The organism is Bradyrhizobium sp. 139 (genome assembly GCF_023074175.1).
Lineage (GTDB): Bacteria > Pseudomonadota > Alphaproteobacteria > Rhizobiales > Xanthobacteraceae > Bradyrhizobium.
Genome location: NZ_JADPKS010000149.1, coordinates 43278 through 64181, shown reverse-complemented (window position 1 = coordinate 64181; position 20904 = coordinate 43278). Strand labels below are relative to the sequence as shown.

At 58.3% G+C, this 20904-nt stretch carries 13 protein-coding genes and 2 pseudogenes; 14 read left to right on the top strand and 1 reads right to left on the bottom strand.

The window, feature by feature from the left end; genetic code table 11:
* Positions 1-1773: 1773 nt before the first annotated feature.
* From IVA80_RS31860 to IVA80_RS31830, 7 genes are all read left to right on the top strand, one after another.
* A complete protein-coding gene (locus IVA80_RS31860; RefSeq protein ID WP_346348044.1) occupies positions 1774-4278 on the top strand; it encodes a 2-aminoethylphosphonate--pyruvate transaminase in 2505 nt (834 codons plus the stop codon).
* 24 nt (positions 4279-4302) lie between these two features.
* Entirely contained in the window at positions 4303-5358 is a 1056-nt protein-coding gene (rtxC, locus tag IVA80_RS31855) for a dhydrorhizobitoxine desaturase (protein WP_247438869.1), read from the top strand.
* A gap of 38 nt (positions 5359-5396) precedes the next feature.
* Entirely contained in the window at positions 5397-6185 is a 789-nt protein-coding gene (locus IVA80_RS31850; RefSeq protein WP_247438868.1) for a gamma-glutamyl-gamma-aminobutyrate hydrolase family protein, read from the top strand.
* Positions 6182-7144, top strand: coding sequence for a DMT family transporter (locus tag IVA80_RS31845; RefSeq protein ID WP_247438867.1), 963 nt, complete (start codon positions 6182-6184; stop codon positions 7142-7144). The genes IVA80_RS31850 and IVA80_RS31845 overlap by 4 nt, the downstream gene beginning before the upstream one ends.
* The gene (locus IVA80_RS31840; RefSeq protein WP_247438865.1) at positions 7141-8421 is read left to right on the top strand and encodes an ATP-grasp domain-containing protein; all 1281 of its coding nucleotides are present in this window, start codon (positions 7141-7143) and stop codon (positions 8419-8421) included. Before IVA80_RS31845 ends, IVA80_RS31840 begins: the two co-directional genes overlap by 4 nt.
* Before the next feature lie 5 nt (positions 8422-8426).
* Positions 8427-9764 (top strand): glutamine synthetase, encoded by a 1338-nt coding sequence (locus IVA80_RS31835; RefSeq protein ID WP_247438863.1) that lies wholly within the window; start codon positions 8427-8429, stop codon positions 9762-9764.
* A 1691-nt stretch (positions 9765-11455) separates the two neighbouring features.
* On the top strand, positions 11456-11968 hold the full coding sequence (locus IVA80_RS31830) for a hypothetical protein (RefSeq protein ID WP_247438861.1): 513 nt from the start codon (positions 11456-11458) through the stop codon (positions 11966-11968).
* Between the two features lie 81 nt (positions 11969-12049).
* Here IVA80_RS31830 and IVA80_RS31825 read toward each other — a convergent pair whose 3' ends face one another.
* A complete protein-coding gene (locus IVA80_RS31825) occupies positions 12050-13111 on the bottom strand; it encodes a pyridoxal-phosphate dependent enzyme (protein WP_247438859.1) in 1062 nt (353 codons plus the stop codon).
* Positions 13112-15172: 2061 nt separating this feature from the next.
* Between IVA80_RS31825 and IVA80_RS31820 the strand changes: the two are divergent.
* From IVA80_RS31820 to IVA80_RS31790, 7 genes and pseudogenes are all read left to right on the top strand, one after another.
* Positions 15173-15346 (top strand): annotated as a pseudogene (locus IVA80_RS31820) (HupU protein); the annotation flags it as partial.
* Positions 15343-15853 (top strand): annotated as a pseudogene (locus tag IVA80_RS31815) (nickel-dependent hydrogenase large subunit); the annotation flags it as partial. The pseudogenes IVA80_RS31820 and IVA80_RS31815, both read left to right, overlap by 4 nt.
* 337 nt (positions 15854-16190) lie before the next feature.
* Positions 16191-17282 carry a hydrogenase small subunit gene (locus IVA80_RS31810; RefSeq protein ID WP_247438856.1) on the top strand — a complete coding sequence of 364 codons (1092 nt, stop codon included), beginning with the start codon at positions 16191-16193 and terminating at the stop codon, positions 17280-17282.
* 30 nt (positions 17283-17312) lie between these two features.
* Positions 17313-19100 carry a nickel-dependent hydrogenase large subunit gene (locus tag IVA80_RS31805; protein WP_247438854.1) on the top strand — a complete coding sequence of 596 codons (1788 nt, stop codon included), beginning with the start codon at positions 17313-17315 and terminating at the stop codon, positions 19098-19100.
* A gap of 16 nt (positions 19101-19116) precedes the next feature.
* Complete coding sequence (cybH, locus tag IVA80_RS31800) at positions 19117-19860, top strand: Ni/Fe-hydrogenase, b-type cytochrome subunit (protein WP_247438852.1); 744 nt, start codon at positions 19117-19119, stop codon at positions 19858-19860.
* A gap of 18 nt (positions 19861-19878) precedes the next feature.
* A complete protein-coding gene (locus IVA80_RS31795; RefSeq protein WP_247438850.1) occupies positions 19879-20463 on the top strand; it encodes a HyaD/HybD family hydrogenase maturation endopeptidase in 585 nt (194 codons plus the stop codon).
* Between the two features lie 25 nt (positions 20464-20488).
* Complete coding sequence (locus IVA80_RS31790) at positions 20489-20785, top strand: HypC/HybG/HupF family hydrogenase formation chaperone (RefSeq protein ID WP_247438848.1); 297 nt, start codon at positions 20489-20491, stop codon at positions 20783-20785.
* Positions 20786-20904 lie beyond the last annotated feature (119 nt).

Genomic DNA, 20904 nt, shown 5'->3' with positions numbered 1-20904 from the left:
CATTTACACCAGTTGAAGATTTCCCGATTGCTAGCAATCGCGGGCTGCGAGTGCCAACACAGGCGCAGCTGAAATAGGGCCAATTTTTTGGGGAACAAGTGTTTGTAGCAGGAAAATCGGCTGGGCGCGCGGGATCTCTGTGGGGGCTGCCCCAGATCACTTTCTCCGCTTGCCGCCGAGCACCCTTCTTCTGAGTGAATCGTACGGCTCTGTCTCTCGACCTAATGTCGCCTAACAGTTCAATTCCTCTGGCCTAAATTCGAGCTGGTAAAGGCCCGCCGATCTGGTGCCGGTTCAAATGCGAATCGTCGGCTGACTTCGTTCTAAGATTGGGATGCGTTTAGAACCTGACGCAGAGGTCGCGAATTGGGGTATCGCTCCGCTTGATCGATGATCCGATACTCAGTAACTCGAGGAGAGGCAACGCTGGCTGCGAGAGCTAGCGCAGGAACGTGCTCAGATCGTTGGGCACCTCATCCAGTTTCAGATCACCTTTGCGCGCCGAAGTCGCTGCTGGACGGATCGCCGGTGCTCCAGACAGCGAGCGCGCCGATGTCCCGGTTCGCGCGAGAGGGCCTCTGCCCGCATCGCGACAGGTCTATGTGCGCGAACAGCTCGCCAAACTGTCCCGCGGCCATGACCTGGCCAAGGCGTTCAACTAAATCCTGACGCGATGGACGAGCTGTGAAGACACCGGTGGCGGCGTGCTGATCGATACCGCCGGCGTAGGTGTGATCTCGACAGGAACAAGAGCTGGCACGGAATCTCCGCCCAGTCGCCCCTGGCGCGCTTGTCGACGTCAGGCGAACAGCAGGCTGTGAGCCACCCCGTGCCGGCGCGCGATGCCGCAGCTCGCCAGCCTGCAAGGTCTCTCCGAGATACGAACCTTCTCGCCGCAACTCCATCGCCACCGACGTTCGGCGCCCTTTCGCCACGTGACCTTAATGTTAGACTTAAGATCAAATCCTCGGCCGCCTCTCAAACTAAAGACGGCCGCCGTCGGGCGCCGCTGCGGACTTGGTCGGCGTGAAGTGGACAGGATAATGCAGCCCTAACGACGCAATCGGGCGGGCTCTTATACCTGCGGTCACGACAAGCGCTCTCCTTCAAGAACCCATAGCGGTCATTTGCCTGCGTTGTGCTTTGGTGGCGTTTTGAAGCTTGATGGGATTCATCTTGGACATCGTACACATACTGTGACGCCTCGGATTACATGCGACACAGCCGCGTTGTCCGAAAAGTTTCACACGATAAGCTATCTGAGGGGCTTGAATCGCACCTTACGTCAAGATGTAAGGTATCGAAATAAGCGGTGACGGGCTTCGGCACCCGAAGCCGTCCGAACGAGTGACATAGAGTGCGAATGTCCCAAATCCTAGGCTCGCATAAGACGAGCCCGGTCATCAGCGACTGTCGTGAAGATCGCTGTGTCTGCGTCATTGCAACGCGCCTCCGACAGATGTGCTTGGCTCACCGTCGGATCGTAGCACGCCGCTCACACGTAAGCAGAGTGGCTGACTTGCCTCCTTAGCGAGACGAGATGGTGGCCTCAAACCTGCAGCTCAATGCCAGAAGGAAGCTGATGCTTCGCGGCAAGTGAGATCGGCAACGCGGTGCGGCCCGATTGCGGGGAGAGCTGCGGGCTTTACGCAGATCGTTCTGAATTTGTCGACTAGGGTCAAAGGTGTCGTTCATTGGGGTTTCGGTCGTCGTCACGCGAAACACATCGTGTGATTCTGTCGAACTGCGATGGGCACTACATAAGGAGATCGTGTGACGAGACAACTAAACGGGGGTGAAGTGACAAGACAACGTGCTTTGCTGACGCCTGGGCCAATGTCGTTATCGTCGGCAGTGAAGGCCCAGATGCAGCTCGACCTCGCGTCGCGCGATTGCGAGTTCAAGGAAGTGACCGCTCGCATGAGGCGGCTGATGCTCAATGTGTCGGGCAACGCGGAAGGCTATTCGGTCGTTCCTATCCAGGGTGGCGGCTCCTTTGGAATGGAAGCTGCTCTCTCTTCATTTGTCACCCAAACCGACCGGCCGCTTGTTTGCATAAACGGCATCTATGGCGAGCGCATTCTCAAAATTCTGCGGCTGTGGGGCGTCCAAGCGGTGACTCTTATCAAGCGAGCCACCGAACCGTTGGACCCTGAGGAAGTCATCGAGCGTTTGAACCGAGATCCAGGTATCACGCACGTCTGCTTGGTCCACTGCGAGACTACGACCGGGATTGTGAATCCGCTCGAACCGATCATAGAAGGAGCAAGGCAGCGTGGTGTAAAGACTATCGTCGACGCAATGAGTTCTTTCGGCGGCGTCGACATCGACCTAGGCCGAGGCGGGCCAGACGTCTTGGTTACGTCGAGCAACAAGTGCGTCGAAGGTCCGCCAGGGCTGGCTTTCGTTATTGCCTCTCGCGAGCTTCTTGAGAATGCAGTTCAAGAGCCAAGATCGTTTGTGCTCGACGTGAGAGATCAATGGCGCTCGCTTGAGCGCACTGGTGAATGGCGATCGACCCCACCAACGCATATCGTTCAGGCAGTCACAAAGGCATTGGAGGTCCTGAGCATCGAAGGCATTGATGCCAGGCGCCGCAGGTATGAGAAGATAAGAGGCAGCGTCATAAAAGAGCTGGAAGGAGTGGCGTCCCCACTGCTTCCAGCGAACCTCCAGTCGCCGGTTTGCGTGGCGTTCACCGCGCCAGCTGGCATCTCCGACCAGGTAGCGTTTGACTGCCTATATCGGCACCTGATAGCCCATAACCTCTACGTCTACTCTAAACTGCATCTTCCTACGCGCAGTTTTCGGATCGGCTGTATTGGCGAGATTCAATCCAATTGGATTGAGCAGTTGGGCTGCGCCTTTCGCGCATACTTCCGCTCCGGTGAGACTCTGACCGTGGGACGAGTGTCAGCCCAGGAAACACGCGAGAGCCCTACAGAGATATCGCGCCCGATGGCGAGCATCGCGCGGCATTCATATTCGATCGAAACTGCTGTTCTGCACGCAGGATACCGTCGTGATCCGGTGACGAAAGCTGTGGCAGTGCCGATCTATCAGAATACGGCCTATGAGCTCGACGGTAATTTGAGCCACATTGCTGACGTCTATAACGTGAAGGCTGATGGTTTCACATACACTCGCATCATCAATCCGACGACCCGGGCGCTGGAAAAAAGGTACGCCGCCGTCGACATGGGAAGCGACTCGCTGGCCGTTGCATCAGGTCAAGCGGCGACGTTTCTTGCGATCGTAAACTTATCAAGCGGTGAGGTGGGAGATAACGTCGTCGCTTCTCCGTATCTATACGGCAATACCTGGAATCTGCTCCACAGCACGTTGAAGCGTCTTGGTATCAACGTAAGGACGGCAGACCCTCGAAACCCCGAGACGTTCGAACGCGCCATTGATGATCGCACGATATGTCTGTTCGGGGAGGTCATCTCCAATCCCTGTCTGATTCCGCTTCCTGTCCAGCAGCTGGCGGAGATCGGCAGAAGGCACGGCGTCCCCTTGGTTGTGGACAATACGACAACCCCCCTGGTTTGCCAGCCGTCAGCTCTCGGCGCCGCGATTACGACGTACTCTGCCACGAAATACATTTGCGGTCATGGGACGACGCTCGGAGGACTGATCGTCGACAACTGTGGGTTCGACTACCGGGGAAGATCTCGCTTCCCACTGTTCAATAGTCCGGATGATGCGCACGGCGGGATCATCTGGCGCAAAGCGTTGCCGGAGCTCGACGACCTCGGAAAGAGCGAATTTCTTCTCAAGGCGCGTATGACGTGGTTGCGCGATACTGGCGCGGCCATCGCGCCTTTTGCGAGCTTTCAACTCATTCAGGGACTTGAAACGCTACCTCTTCGCATGAAGCAGCACTGCGAAAATGCCAGGATTGTAGCCAACGTTCTGAAGGAACATCCGAAAGTGTGCCGTGTCTTCTACCCGAGCCTTTTTGAGGGAGCTGACCGAGAAATCATCGATCAGACACTTAATACCGGGTATGGGCACGGGGCGATGATCATGTTTGAGGTGGAGAACGAGCAAGCCGGCCGCAAGTTCATCCAGAACGTCGAGCTGATGTATCACGTGTCGAATGTGGGGGACGCCCGCACGCTGGTAACCCATCCTGTCTCTACGACCCACACCACCGTCCCACGGGAAAAGCGCGAAGCCGCCGGCATATTTGGTGGCTCCATCCGGCTTTGCGTCGGCATCGAAGATGTTAACGACATCATCAAGGACTTGGAAAAAGCGCTTTCCGCAATCTGACAACCGATTATGAAAGGGGTTCTCATGAAACAGGCAGATGCTTGGAAATTGAGGTCGTCACGTTTTGAGGCGGTTCAATTTGGCCGCGAGATCAACCAGCAGCTATCCGCGCTGAGGCCTGACAACGTGACGGGAGCTGCGTACATCGCGAAAGACTACGCTGTGATCGCAGCTTGCGTGCTGGCGACGGTTCATGTGTCATGGTGGTTATATCCCCTCGCAGTTCTGTTGATTGGCGCCTACCAGCGTGGATTGACGACAATCGCTCACGATGCGGCTCACCGCACCCTCGCGAGCAACACGACCTGGAATTACATCCTGGGCATTTTGTTCGCGTCCTATCCTTTGTTCCAGCGCCACTGGGCATACCGGATTTCACACGTCTACCTGCATCACCCGAATCTCGGCGATCCGGAGAAGGATCCCGACTTGAAGTTCTTCTTGGCCAGCGGCGTTTACGAAGTTGTGCCTCCTAAGCAGTACGCCTTCAACATCATCTGGAAGCCGATACTGGGTGGCGCGACAGTCGCGTATCTGAAGTACCTTTGGACTAATCGGTTTTCGATCACAGATGTCGAGGACCAGAGCCGGTCGGGAATCCTCATCGACAAGTATGGCTTTTATCTCTTTTGGACGCTCATATTCGGTGGGTCATACCTTCTTGGACTGCTCCACGTCCTCGTCCTGTTTTGGATCGTGCCCTATCTCACCACGTTTCAAGCTCTCGGCTGGTTTATCGAGCTCGCCGAGCACTCACCTATGTGCGAGACCGAGACAACGAACGTCTACCTGACTCGGAATAGAAAGGGGAATTTTATCGAGCGAGCCATTGTCGGTCAGAATCTGGATGAATACCACCTTGAGCACCATCTGTCGCCCGGCATTCCTTTCTGGCTCTTGCGCAAAGCTCAGAAAATTCGAATGCAGGATCCTCATTACGCAAGTGTTGCCGCAACCTGGGGAGGGCTCTTCGTCAAGGGCCCTCAAGGTCAACCCAGCGTAATTGCCCAGTTGAAGGAGCGAAATCGATGCTTGTATGAGCAGTCTCTGGCCAGTCCCGAGAAGGAGCAGTTGGCTTGATATCGCGGCGAACAGAGTCGGTCCGAGCCGTGGTGGGCGTGACCTCAAACCGCCTTTTGGCCGATGGCGTGCACCGTGACTGGTTGCGGCGCAAATATGTTCAAGCCCTCGTTCACTATGCGGGCGTGGCTTGCGTGATATTGCCAACGATCGATGCTGACGATGCGAAAGGCGACAGTGATCTGTCGATCATGGGCAGGCTCGACGGTCTGATTTTGACAGGCGATGAATCGAATATCGATCCTGCCATCTTCAGCTGGTCCGCTTCGCGCACACTGAAACTGACAGGCCAGGCGGACGTTCAAGCTGGCGTGAGGGATCGCCCTCGTGACAGGCTGTCCGCGGGCGCCATCGAGAAGGCTTTTGCCCTTGGGATGCCGATACTCGGCATCTGCCGTGGGCTTCAGGAGCTTAACGTCTATTTTGGCGGCACGCTTCACCCGTCGTTGTCCGAATGGAGGCTGGAAAGCGGACAGATGCACGCTGAGAAGGCCGGACTGCCGAGGGATCGCCAGTACGATACAGCGCACAGCGTGAAATTTTGTCCTGACGGCGTTCTCGTTCCTATCGCGGGCGCGATCGAGGCGCACGTTAACTCCTTGCACAATCAAGGCATAGAACGGCTTGCGGCTGCGCTGAAACCGGAAGCCTGGGCGTCCGACGGTCTGATCGAAGCGGCTTCTGTAATAGGCGCGCCGACGCTGCAGATCGGCGTGCAGTGGCACCCCGAATGGCACGTCGAAACTGATCCTCTGAGCAAGCAGCTTTTCAATGCATTTGGAGAGGCGTGTATCACGTATCGCCGGACTGATAGGGGTGTAGCGTGAAGTTTCGATCGAAATGCGGCCCTTTGGGATTGAAAGAAGGAGAGCCTCTCGACAGGCCGAGCAGACAATTCGCCGCAGGAGTGCTCTTTATTGCCCTCTACGTTGTCGTTAGCGCGGCAGGTGAAGTCTTTGCGGCGTCATATTTTCAGCAAGCGAACGTGTGGGTCACTCTCCTGTTCTGCTTTGGTATCGTAAGTATCACGTTCAACATTTTGGCTCGCCGCGAAGGCATTGGAGCGAAGGTCACGAAGTCGTCGATTCTAGCTTTTGCGTCGCTCAATTGCGTTACAGCGATAAGCTGGGTCGGTTTGTTTATCGGACTGAAGTACGCCGAGCCAGCTATCGTCGTCACGTTCATGGTCGCATTGGGACCTACAGCGACAGCATGGTTGAACGCACTGATCAGGAGACAGGGGCGTCCTCCGAAGTCAGATATCGCCGCGAGCATTCTGATTGCGGCTGTTGGTGTTTACATGGTCTGGATCGCGGCAAGCGGCAACGCTGGGATCGAATGGGGATCTCGCTCGTCCTTTGGTATCTTCCTGGCAATCGCAGCTGGGCTGTCGCTTTCGCTTACCAATATCCTTGTGAAACTGCTGTTCGACCGTGGATTATCTGGTCGACAAGTGCTGGCCCATCGCTTCTATGGAGCAATCCTCTTGCTGCTAGCACTGAGCGATCCTTCCTCCATCTTACGCGAGATCTCACAGCATTGGCTTGCGATCATAATGATTGCACTCTCGACGATCATTGTTCCCTTGCTCCTTGTGCAGGAGGGCATTCGCCGCGTAGAGCCATTTACGGCAAACATGGTCTTGTCCACGGCACCTGTGATTACGTTTCTTTTGCAGTATTTCGATTCTCGTATCGTGCCTTCTTTATATACGTTTGTTGGAAACGTTCTCATTACGGCTGTCGCCGTGGCTAACGTCTACTTGCAGTATCGGAGATCGGCATGAAGGAACGGAATTGTGTAATTGTGGACGCATACTCGACAGGCCGATACCTGCCGGAAGAGTTCAAGCGCTACGGAATTAGGAACGTGCATGCGATGTCGAATGCACGAATCCCACCAATCTTCCAATCGCACTTTAACCTCGACATCTATGATGAAATCATTCGGCCGGACGAGCGCATGGCTAAGGAGGAGATCGTTGAATTTCATTTGGAGGCTCTCCGAGGTAGGGAGTTGGAATTCATCATAGCGGGTTGTGAGTCAGGAGTTGAAGTGGCCGATTCCTTGTCCGAGCGGCTCGGACTACCTTCAAATGGAACCGCGTTGTCCGCTGCAAGACGTGACAAATCGCGCTTGGCTGACACTTTGAGCTCCGCAGGAGTGCGATCGATCAGGCAAGTTGTGTCCGACGATGCGGAGGACGTCATAAGTTGGATGCGTCAACAGCGCTACGACGAAATCGTGATCAAGCCATTGAACAGCGCAGGTACGGAGGACGTGTTCTTTTGCGCGACCGAGGCTGATGTTCGCAAAGCTGTGCATGTTATTGTAGGCAAGGCGAATTGCCTCGGAGCTATGAATCGTTTTGTTCTTGGCCAGGAGAAGATAAACGGCAAACAATACACCGTAAACACTGTCTCGATCGACGGAGAAACCTTCGTCACGGAGGTGTGGACTTATGACACCGTTGCCATCAAGGGCGCGGCATCGGTCTGCGCGCTCGAGCAGTTGCTGGGAGGTGAGGAACCAGTTGTTCAAGAGCTGTCCGACTACTTAGTGCCGGCGCTAAGGGCGCTTGAGATCGTCAACGGACCTGCTCATGCCGAAATTATCATCGATGATAAGGGGCCAGTTCTGGTGGATCTTGGAGCGAGGCTTCAGGGGACAATGTCGGCAAAAGCCCGGACCATGGCTTTGGGTCACAATCATATAACGCTGACGGCGTGGCGCTACGCAGATCCTATCGGTTTTACTGATCATATGAGGCGACGCGGGCCTTACACGCGGCGGGCGCATGCATTGTGCGTCTCACTCATCTCCAATATGGACGGTGTTGTTGGCGGTTATCCCGGACTGGACGCAATCCGCAAGCTGCCCAGCTTCGCAGATTCGATAGCGTTTGTTCCGATAGGTCAAAACCTGGTCCCGACGACCGACTTAGCTTCGACGCCGGGTATTGTGTATCTCGTGAGCAACAACTTAACTGAGCTTGATGAGGATTATCGCAAGCTGCGAGCAATGCGTATGGACGAGGTATTCGGATTGACGGCGCAGGGTTAGAAGTGATGGCAAGCGAAATACAGGTGGCTGGCGCGGACGAGGCGCGTAAGGCATTGATTGGAGTATGCGACTTTGACGGCATTCTTCGCGGCAAGCACGTATTAGCTGACGATGTCTCGGACGAAGGCTGGACAATCAAGTTCTCCGAAGCCGTGCTCGGCTGGGATTGTTCGGACCGAGTGATACCTGCCGATTTCGGGCAAGAGCTGCCATCGATATTCGGAGACGCCAACCTGCGTGTTCTGTCAGGCACAGCGCGTCCGGTGTCTAACAGTCATGATCGGTATCTTTACCTCGCAGAGTTTGCAGGTGGACATGAGAGCATCTGCCCGCGTGGTGTTTTGCGGAAGGTCTTACGAAGAGCTGCTGACCATGGATACAGTTGCGCTGCTGGATTTGAGTTCGAGTTTATGCTGTTTAATGAGAGCGCCGAGACAATTGAGAAAAAGCCTTATAATCAATGGGTCCCCCTGACGAGGGGCCCTTTTGGCTATTCAGTAGCGCGCACACTTGCCAGTAATGAGCTATTCGAAGAGATTCTGGCGCTTTGTGAGAATGCTAGATTGCCGCTCAGCGGGCTCCACTTTGAAACCGGCCCTGGGGCGATCGAGGCATCGCTTCGTCATTGTGATGCCCTGGAGGCTTCGGATCGAGCAGTCGTATTCAAGTCGATGTTGAAATCCTGGGCTCAGAAGCGGGGTATGATGGCAACGTTTATGGCAAAGGTTTCGGAGAATGGGCCGGGACAGTCGGGACATATTCACATTTCAATGTCGTCAAATGGTCAAAATGCATTTTACGAAGGCGAGGCAAGCCGCAACATCTCAAGAACTATGAGCCAATTCCTCGGCGGACAGCTGAAATATATGAACGACTTTTGTGTACTCGCTGCGCCCAACGTGAACAGTTATAAGAGGCTGCGGCCAGGCTACTGGGCTCCAACCTGTCCTAGCTGGGGAGTTGACAATCGTTCGTGTGCGGTGCGGGTCATTCCGGGAGACAAGTCTGCACACCGCCTCGAGTACAGATTGAGTGGCGCAGATGTGAACCCCTATCTCGCTCTCGCATGTGCTATCGGCTCCGGTATTCTGGGGATTGAAGAGAATGCTGTGTTGGCAGCTCCAATCGTTGGTGATGCAAGCGAGGAAAGACATCCTCCGTTCGAACGGCTTCCCCAAAACTTGTCTGAGGCCACATCCCGGTTTGAACAATCTCCAAAGGCGATGGACGTTTTTGGCGAAAGGTTTGTTGAAGCGTTCTCCCGTTCCCGGCGATGGGAGTGGGAAGCCGTTCAACATCGAGTCTCCGACTGTGAACGCCAGCGGTACTTCGAAGCTATTTAGCAGGTATGCCGGTCGTCCGTCCGAACCGCGGTTCATGTTGGGGCTATCATGTGAGACGCGAGTGAGGCTGGCATTGTGGTTGAATACTATCGCGAGCTACCGAGGGTTCGTAGCATTCGAGCGTCGCCATCACTATGACGGCGCATGACCCACTTTGGCCGGATGCCCGGGTCGAATGCTTTGAAAGAGGCACGCGTCGCGCGACGGATCCACAACGGTGCTGGTCACAAAACAGAACCGATTTGGCCGAGCGCGGTATTGCCTGCCCAGGTCATTTTTATCTATCCAACGGTGCGAGAACAGAAGTATATCGCCGCACCGTAGTGATTGGAAGAAAGCGACGAGAGAAGATCTCGCGTGAGCACGAGGCCGCTTGTCAATCGGCGTTGGATTGGGACCCCTCATCGGCTCCCATGCCGAAACACACACAGCACAAGCGGTTCGCTGCGGTTCTGCGTGGGCATTATGGCTACTACGGCAGGCCGCACAGTTATCCAGTGCTCATCGGCGTTTACCGCGAAGCACGTCGGACCTGGCTGCGTTGTTTGAGACGGCGGAGCCAGAAAAGTCGGCGCATGGGCTGGTCCGAGTTCGAGACCCTGACGGCACGCTTCCGTCAGCCCGTTCCACGCATCACTCGCACTTGGGCACAGGCGCGGATATGACGCGGATTACTCCCGGGAAGAGCCGGGTGCGGGAAAGCCGGCTGCCCGGATCTGTGAGGGCAAAGCCAAATGGCTGAGCTACTCGACCGCGATCATAAGACTAGGGTACGTTGACTGGCGGCATGGACGCGGTCAGCCGCGGCACAAAGCCATCTTGGTGCCCGCGGCGTGCTGCCCACACTATTGTAAGCGCTATAAAAACGATCAGAAGTCCACGCATTCCGAAGAATTCCCCACCAATTCCATCGCAATTATGAAACGGCTGACGCCTGATGGGCTTGCTCTAAGCTCGCCGCGAAAATGCCGCCACGTTCAATGCAGGCTGTTAGGCTTGCAAAGTCGAAAAGATAGGCCCACTCAGTCGCCAAAATCAATATTCCTTGTATTTCCGAGTAAGTCTGCGACCCGGGTGGTCACGCTTGAAAAATGCACCGCGTGCGTATGATGTCCTTGTGGCGGTAAGACGTGGCCCGCTACGATGCCGATCTCGCGATGCCAGCCCATGCACCGGTAAATTCCGGCAATAGGGAGCCTGGCTCTTGGCTCGTGATCCTGGTCAAATGGCTCGCTGTTAGACTCGCGCAGATAATGCCCGTTGTTATAGATAGCGATTCGTCATCTCTCAATCGGCTAGCGTAACTTTGCCTAAAGCCATCCGTTCGGGCGCAGAGTTGATCTGAGAAGCTAGCTGAGCCCGCCTTCTGCGAGCGTGCTTGTTTATCTTTCGACAGCGCGCCCGGCAGATTGCCGCCAGTGCGGAAGAGCCCGCGCCATCGCGAGTGTACTTAGAGCTATGGACGCGATCGCATCGTGCGTTTTATCGTTGCCTGTGCAGCGTTAATGCGCCGAGTGCCTGTAGGCGCCGGAAAACATCGATTCGTTGTCACGAGTAGAGTCGTGTTGGACGCTGAAGCGGCATGATCTTTGCCGATATCTTTGTGCGCATGACCAATTAGTTTCGCATGGACGCTCTTGACCGTCATCTACTACCGCGGCAACGAGAGTCATTATAGAGCGAGAGAGAGAATGATGGATGTGATTGATCAAGCGAACGGTTCGGAGTTGCCGCCCGTCTTGCAGAAGTCATCAAGACGCCTTCCGTGGGTTTTTGGATTTGTCGCCATCTTCGGGCTATGCGTTGGGGGTCCATTTTACTGGCCCCATATCGACCGAATGATCGAGGCGTCAGTGGCACGTGAAGTCGTCCCAATGCCGGCGTTGTCACCTGAGGACAAAGCGGCCCTTTCGGAGATTCGGTCGGGGCAACAGGAGGTGAGCGAGGAGATTTCAGCGCTCAACCGCAACATCGATGCGCAGCAAGCCGATTTGAAGCGTATGTTAGATCAAATCGCAGCCCTGGCCTCTAGAATTGAGTCTCTGCAGAACATTGCTGCGCCTCTTCCTGCAGATATTCGTCCGCCAGCAGCCCAGGCCGCTTCAAAGTCGACTCCAAGAGCCACTCGCCCGCCTAAAGCAGAAGGGCCGGTTTCCATCGGGGGCGCGCCGCTGATTCCCGAGCCGGAGACGGACCGCCGATGATCCAATCATGAAACGTCGAGCCTGCCAGACATGGCGTCACTGAGAGGATGCAAGTCGAACTAGGAGCGAAGATTGCGGTGCTCACGTTCGGTCCTCCCAGGCGCGTTCGGTGAGGAGGACGAGAATGCGGCTCGACCGGTCGAGTCCTAGATCGGTTGTATGGCTCGGATCTGCGAGGGCAGCCATGGCACCCGCCAGGCCCGCTGCACCGGACGGCGTGGTGGCGAGGCCATCATCGACGGAGAGTACGCGGACAGCATCCACCAATTCCGGCTCGGGCACGGTGATGGCCCGAGCGCCGTGACGCCTGAGCACCGCAACTGCGGCCGCACTCGCCTGGCCGCAGGAGAGCATCTCCGCGGATGTTCGGAGATCGCCCATCACCCGAATCGGGCGACCGGCCGCGAGCGCGGGCGCAAGACACGCGGCGGTTTCCGGCTCGACCGTCACGATGCATCCCGGAGGTGCCAGCCAGCCCGAGAGGCCCTCGGCGATGGCAGCGGCGAGTCCGCCGACACCAGCTTGTATAAAGACGTGTGTCGGACGCCCAAGGCCGGCGAAATCCACCTGATCGCGGATTTCCGCCGCCGTGACGCCGTATCCCGCCATGACGTCGCAAACGATGGGGTCGTTCGGATCGTCGGTCGTGTCGGCGACAAGAATGCCGGCGCCTTGGCAGGCCGCGGCTGCGGCCGCATCAACTGCATTGTCGTAGGTGCCCGGCACCCACACGATCTCGGCACCCTGATTCTCGATGCGGCGCGCGCGCGCGTTCGGCACGCCCTCGTGCAGGAACACGCGGGCGGGCGCCCCGGCAAAGCGCGCGGCGGCAGCTACCGCGAGCCCGTGATTACCGTCACTGGCGCAGACCAGGGTCGGCTGCCCCTTAGGTCGGGCCGCGAGAAGGTCGGCCAGCTGCATGCGCGAGGCCCGGGCGAGCGCGCGCAACCCGGCATAGGTGCCACCAAGCGACTTGAAGCTGCCGAGCATGCGGCGGCCCTCGTCTTTCGCTAGCACCTGCGCCACTCCGAGCCGCTCCGCAAGCGCCGGAAGGTTCAGGAGTGGCGTCGGCGCGTATGCGGGATCGAGGCCGCCAAGCTCGGCTGCGATCGCATTGACTGGTGAAGAAGAGGTGCTGTTCATGCGTTGATCTTGTCCGCTACAGGTGACGGCTGCTGCCGGAGCGTTGCACAGCAACTGTTTCCGCCGATCATAACCAGCTGTACCTGCGAGCACCACCCTCGACGACTTCGATCGCGCGCTTTTCGCGGAGGCCTTTTTCGCGCTCGCGTCCGCCTACGCAAGTTTAAATTGCGGTTGGACCGATCCCAGCGAACTCGACTGAAGGATTGCGGTGATGGCCCTCGCGGGTCCATCTCTGCGACGCAGCCCATTTACACCGACGCGAGCGCGATCGTGCGGGATGCTGCGGATCTTCGCGGATAGCACGTCGCAGAACCAGCCGACGTTTCGAGCGAATAGTACTTAGGCTCTTGGATAGTATTCGCCTGCGTGATCAAGGCGATCGTTTCGGTCATCAAAGTCTGGTCCTCCCTGCATGTGCACTCCGGTATTCGGCAAATGTGTGTTGTGTTCGATTCCGGACGCGGTCGTGTTTCAATGCACGCTCGTGTGTCGCGAAAATGACATTCCCGAAGCGAGGCAGTGGCGGCGGCGGTTTACAGATCGAAGGAAGTTCTGTCTTATTTTATATGCGATAAGTTTGGCCTCGGCGTGGGTGGCCGCTATTGGGTCACGCGGACGCCATGACATAGTGAACGAATCTCCATCATGTCAGCGAAAAGCGTATCGCCAACCGTGCTACTGTGACGTCAGAAAGCCCGACCTTCCAGTTCAAATTAATCAATTCGCGCTTCGCGGGCTCCCCCCGTGCGACTACCACCTTTCACATCCGTAACAGCCATGACAGGAGTTCTGCACCGTCAGCACGGCGAGACGAGTTAGGATCGTTGGGTTGCTCTCACCCCGCGCGGCCAGAGTTAGAACCTTCTCGGCGAGGCAAGCCTTCAATGAAGACGTCCGCCTTGCTTCAGGCACCATCCGGATAGCATCCTCCAGAGCACCTTTCAGCACAGCATGCAGCTTGGTTTGAGGGAGTGGATATGACATGGCGCAAAATCCTGAAAACTTAGAATCTAACGATGAGAGCCCAGCATGTCCCAGCCTCCTGATGGTCCATCAAGACGTTTGATAACGATGTTTCGTTTTAAGGTCGCAGTCAGTGGCTCAGCTGTGCCGAAAACGAATACAATGACTAGGACCCGTTCAATGTGACAGTGGAGCTTCACAGACAGCTAAATTTTTGTTGTGATCATTGCTGGGCGATCTCGACAGGAACGCGACCGGAAAGTCGTGCGGCTTAGGCATTGCCGAAGGCATTCTGCCGTGGTGACGTCCAGATCAAGCTGAAGTGACGCCCGTGCTACGCGGCTTCGTCTTCGAGCCGGACGTGCAGTTGGTGTGTCCCGCGATCGAAGAGGAGTTCGGAACAGCCGACGCCCGAACGGTCTCTACAGGCAAGCATTGATGGGGCAAGCCACGTCTCTGCATAGTATACTCTGGGCTAAGCCGCGGCGTATGTGCCGGCCAGAGGCGCGTTGAGGGTACGGTAGATACTGCCCGGTGGCGACATAGATGCGTCGGTTCGCGGGGACCTTGCCGATAAAGCGGCTGCCGCAGATCACAAGATCTAGGGGCCGCGTTCCAATGTTCTCTTGAGCCTAAGGTGCCGCCCCTTTTGCCTGTTTATTCCTTAGCGCCGCTCGAAAAGCGGCTCGCCGCCTTTCGTGTGTAGAGTATAGCCGCCGCGCTCTATTCGCTCACTGAGGCGTCGGGGCAGGGCTTGCGGACCGCAGCACGGGCGTGGCGTGCGAACCGCAAACGAGTCGCGCCGGCGGCCGCCGCTGCTTGGAATTCATCCAGGTGGTCGATGAGCCATTCCAACGTCTTGTCCAGTGTCTATTCGGAGTCGCCACCTTTGCGCTGTTGGAATTCAGCGGCGAAAACTGCACACATCGGGTCGATAGGCCAGCCCGGTCACGTGGCTCCCTTGAAGATGATCTGTCGCGTCAAAAAGCAAGTCGAAGATTGGTTGTCTTTCCAACATCGCGCGGTACGCGCCAGATGTACCGAGGCAGATCGCGCCGGAGCAAGTCGCTTCGCATTTCACTGTGGAGAGAGACATCCGCAAAGCTTGCCGGCATTCCCGTCGGACTTCCGACCGACATGCCCAAGACCTGGTTCGTGGCGCTCGCGGCCCTGTCGAAGTCGGCGACGCCGCGGCGGGTGCTGCTGAATGCGACCGCGGACCACGTGGTCGTGCTGCCCGGCCGCCCGACGGCGAAGCGCACGCCATGACGCGCATCACGATCGGTCCGCTCAACGCGTCGAGGGCGATCTCGAAGTTGGCCTCAATGTCGAGAGTGGGCGGGTCATGCGCGCGGAGGTCACGGCGCCGCTGTATCGCGGCTTCGAGCAGATCCTGGAGGGGGGCGTCCGCCCCTCGAGGCACTGGCGCTGGCGCCGCGGATCTGCGGCATCTGCTCGGTCTCGCAGTCGGTCGCCGCCGCTGCCGCTCTTCGCGATGCGATGGCGGCCGAGGTCGCGCCGAACGGGATTCTCGCCACCAATCTCGCGCATGCGGCGGAGAATGCCGCCGATCATCTCACGCACTTCTACATCTTCTTCATGCCTGACTTCGCTCGCGAGGCCTGTGCCGCGCGCGCCTGGCATGAGGAGACACGGGACCGTTTCGCAGCGAAGCGCGGCACTGCGGCACGCGATGTCCTACCGGCGCGGGCGCGGCTGCTCGAACCCATGGGTATCTTCGCCGGGAAGTGGCCGCATAGTCTGGCCTTCCAGCCGGCCGATGTCGGCGGCCCGCTGGAGCAGGCGCTGGCACCGATATCAGCGACGCCGGCACACGCTCGGTCGCCATCCAGCACGTCGTGCGCTCGTTCGATCCCTGGATGGTGTGCACCGCGCATTGAGTGGTCTCTCGCGCGGGGGCGGAAACTTCGTTGTCGCTTGAAATCGAATTGTTTCCGCTTTTCGGTGGGGGCATGCGCGCGCACCGCAATTCGAGCAATTCAAATCTGCAACAATTTGGTATCACTCTACTTTCCTTACGCTCCCAGTGCTTGGCCTGCTTCTTGCTGTCCTTGGCGTCGTAGACAAGTCAAAGCCCGAGGCGGGAGGATTCATGGGCGCGGCGACGGAAACGTTTTACAGCGTGATCAGGCGACAAGGTATCACGCGTCGGAGCTTTCACAAATTTTGCAGCCTGACTGCGACGAGTCTCGGCCTCGGGCCGCTGGCGGCGAGCCGCATCGCGAACGCACTCGAGACCAAGCCGCGCGTGCCGGTGATCTGGATGCACGGCCTCGAATGCACCTGCTGTTCCGAGAGCTTCATTCGTTCCGCGCACCCGCTGGTGAAGGATGCCGTGCTCTCGATGATCTCGCTCGACTATGACGACACCATCATGGCCGCCGCAGGCCACCAGGCGGAGGCGATCCTCGAAGAGACCCGCGCCAAGCACAAAGGGCAATACATTCTCGCGGTGGAAGGCAATCCGCCGCTGAACGAAGGTGGCATGTTCTGCATCGACGGCGGCAAGCCGTTCGTCGAGAAGCTGAAAATGATGGCGGAGGATGCGATGGCGATCATCGCCTGGGGCGCTTGCGCCTCGTGGGGCTGCGTGCAGGCGGCCAAGCCCAATCCGACGCAGGCGACGCCCATCGACAAGGTCATCGCCAACAAGCCGATCATCAAGGTGCCGGGATGCCCCCCGATCGCCGAAGTGATGACCGGCGTCGTCACCTTCATCACCACTTTCGGCAAATTGCCCGAGCTCGACCGTCAGGGCCGGCCGAAGATGTTTTACTCGCAGCGCGTCCACGACAAGTGCTATCGGCGGCCGCATTTCGACGCCGGCCAGTTCATCGAGGGGTGGGACGACGAGGCGGCGCGCAAGGGCTATTGTCTCTACAAGATGGGCTGCAAAGGCCCGACCACCTACAACGCCTGCTCGACCGTGCGATGGAATGGCGGCGTTTCCTTCCCGATCCAGTCGGGCCATGGCTGCATCGGCTGCTCGGAAGACGGATTCTGGGACAAGAGTTCGTTCTACGACCGTCTCACCAATATCAAGCAGTTCGGCATCGAGAAGAACGCCGACCAGATCGGCATGGTGGCGGCCGGAGCCGTCGGTGCGGCAGTCGCCGCGCATGCAGCGGTGACCGCGGTGAGGCGGCTCGCCGGCAAGCGCGAAGACGCGCACCACACCAGCTAAGCGCCAAAGAGATCCAAGGCTAAGAAAATCATGGGTAAGACTCCCAACGGCTTCAATCTCGACAATTCCGGCAAACGCATCGTCGTCGATCCGGTGACCCGCATCGAAGGTCATATGCGGGTCGAGGTCAATGTCGACGCCGACAACGTCATCCGAAACGCAGTCTCCACCGGCACGATGTGGCGCGGGATCGAGGTGATCCTGAAGAACCGCGATCCCCGCGACGCCTGGGCGTTCACGGAACGGATCTGCGGCGTCTGCACCGGCACGCACGCGCTGACGTCGGTGCGCGCGGTCGAGAACGCGCTCGGGATCACCATTCCGAAGAACGCCAATTCGATCCGCAATCTGATGCAGCTTGCCTTGCAGGTGCACGACCACGTCGTTCACTTCTATCACCTGCACGCGCTGGATTGGGTCGATTTGGTCTCCGCGCTTTCGGCCGACCCGCGCGCAACCTCGACGCTCGCGCAGTCGATCTCGAGCTGGCCGCTGTCGTCGCCAGGTTACTTCAAGGACCTGCAAACCCGTCTCAAGAAGTTCTTCGAGTCGGGGCAGTTGGGGCCCTTCAAGAACGGCTATTGGGGCAGCAAGGCCTACAAGCTGCCACCTGAGGCCAATCTGATGGCGGTCGCGCACTATCTGGAGGCGCTCGATTTCCAGAAGGAGATCGTCAAGATACACACCATCTTCGGCGGCAAGAATCCGCATCCGAACTGGCTCGTGGGCGGCGTGCCCTGTCCGATCAACGTCGACGGCGCGGGCGCGGTCGGTGCCATCAACATCGAGCGCCTGAACCTGATCTCGTCGATCATCGATCGCCTGATCGAGTTCAACGAGCAGGTCTACCTGGCCGACGTGGCGGCGATCGGTTCGTTCTACAAGGACTGGCTCTACGGCGGCGGTCTTTCCGGCAAGAGCGTACTCTCTTATGGCGACGTGCCGGAACACGCCAACGACTACTCCTCCAAGAGCCTGAAGCTGCCGCGGGGCGCCATCATAAACGGCAATCTCTCGGAGGTGCTTCCCGTCGATCATGCCAACCCCGATGAGATCCAGGAGTTCGTGGTTCACTCCTGGTACAAATATCCCGACGAAACCAAGGGACTGCATCCCTGGGACGGCGTGACCGAGCCGAACTACGTGCTGGGGCCCAATGCGAAAGGCACCAAGACCGCGATCGAGCAGCTCGATGAGGGCGGAAAATATTCATGGATCAAGGCGCCGCGCTGGTGGGGTCACGCCATGGAGGTCGGCCCGCTGGCGCGTTGGGTGGTGGGCTATGCGCAGAACAAGGCCGAGTTCAAGGATCCTGTCGACAAGTTCCTGAAGGATATGGACCTTCCGCTGTCGGCGCTATTCTCGACGCTCGGTCGCACGGCGGCGCGCGCGCTGGAGTCGGTCTGGGCCGGACGACAAATGCGCTACTTCCAGGACAAGCTCGTCGCCAACATCAAGGCCGGCGACAGCTCGACCGCGAACGTCGACAAGTGGAAGCCGGAGAGCTGGCCGAAGGAGGCCAAGGGTTTTGGCTTCACCGAGGCGCCGCGCGGCGCGCTCGCGCACTGGATCAAGATCAAGGAAACCAAGATCGACAACTACCAGTGCGTGGTGCCGACCACCTGGAACGGCTCACCGCGCGATCCGCAAGGGAACATCGGTGCATTCGAGGCCTCGTTGATGAACACTCCGATGGTCAATCCCGAGCAGCCTTTGGAGATCCTGCGCACGATCCATTCCTTCGATCCGTGCCTGGCCTGCTCCACGCATGTCATGAGTCCGGACGGCCAGGAAATGGCCAGCGTCAAGGTCAGGTGAAGCAGGGGGAAACGCCATGATGGATGTAGCTGCACGTCCGGCGGAGGCCGAGCCGGACCTCTCCGCGATAGCGGCCGATGCGGCCGGCGAACATGGGGTCGGCCGTCCCGCCGTCTACGTCTACGAAGCGCCGGTGCGGATCTGCCATTGGGTGAACGCGTTCTCGACCATCGTGCTGATGGTGACCGGTTATCTGATCGGAACGCCATTGCCGTCGGTCGAGGGCGAGGCCTCGGCGAACTTCGTAATGGGCTATATCCGCTTTGCCCATTTCGCGGCGGGGCAGGTGCTGGCGGTGTTCTTCCTTGCCCGCATTCTGTGGGCCTTCGTCGGAAATCACCATTCCCGGCAGATTTTCTATCTGCCGGTGCATCGCAAGCACTTCTGGAAAGAAGTGCTGCATGAAATCCGCTGGTATGCGTTCCTGGAGCGCGAGCCGAAGATGTATGTCGGCCACAACCCGCTGGCGCGGACCGCGATGTTCACGGGCTTCACGCTGTTCGTGGCATTCATGATCGTTACCGGCTTTGCGCTCTATTCGGAAGGTGCGGGCATCGACAGTTGGCAGCACAAGCTGTTCGGCTGGGTGTTCGCGATCTGGCCGAACAGCCAGGACGTTCACACTTGGCATCATCTCGGCATGTGGGCGCTGGTCGTGTTCGTGATGGTGCACATCTACGCCGCTGTCCGTGAGGACATCATGTCGCGCCAGAGCATTATCTCCTCGATGATCTCCGGCGAGCGGCAATTCCGCGACTGATAAGCTGGAATGATACCGATGCCGACATCTTCGCAAGCAAACAGCATCCTGGTGCTCGGCATCGGCAACATCCTGTGGGCCGACGAAGGCTTTGGCGTGCGCGCGGTGGAGGAATTCCACCGCCGCTACGCCGTGCCCGACAACGTCACCATTCTCGACGGCGGCACGCAGGGGCTCTACCTCGTGAACTACCTGGAGGATGCGGATCGTTTGATCGTGTTCGACGCGATCGACTATGGGAGCGAGCCCGGGCAGTTGAAGGTCGTTCGTGACGACGAGGTGCCGCGTTTCTCCGGCGCCAAGAAGATGAGCTTGCACCAGACCGGCTTCCAGGAGGTCATCAGCGCGGCCGACCTGCTTGGCCGTTGTCCGCGACATCTCGTATTGATCGGCTGCCAGCCGCTCGACCTCGAGGGTTGGGGTGGGCCGCTGACGGAGCCGGTGCGCGATCAGATCGCGCCGGCGCTCGAGCTTGGTTGCGAGATCCTGGCCGAATGGGGCGTCGAGGTGATGCCGCGCACCGCGCCGTTGGCAGAATCGGAGCGGCTGCTCGCCAACGACATCGATCATCAGCATTACGAGATGAGGGGACGGCCGGCCTGACCGGCTACACCGTCGGAGATCCGCCATGTGCCTCGGCTTGCCGATGACGATCGTTGAGACTGACGGGATATCGGCGCTGTGCGAGTTCCGAGGCGAGCAGCGGCGCGTTTCGATGCTGCTGCTCTCGAACCCGCCGGCCGGTGCCAGGGTGCTGGTCTTTATCGACACCGCGGTTCGGCTTCTGCATGAGGCCGAGGCGCGCCTGATCGGCGCCGCGATCGACGGTCTGGGCGCAGCGATCAATCGCGAGGATTGCGATCGCTTCTTCGCCGACCTCATTGACCGCGAGCCGCAACTGCCCGAGCATCTCCGGTTTGATTAGGGCGGCAGCCCGCTCCGCGAGAGCCCGCGTCCTCGCCGGAAGATAAACTTCTATCTGCTAAGTTCATTTTCATCCGATATGGAAATTAGCTTTCCGTCTTGGGATTGATGCATCTCCTG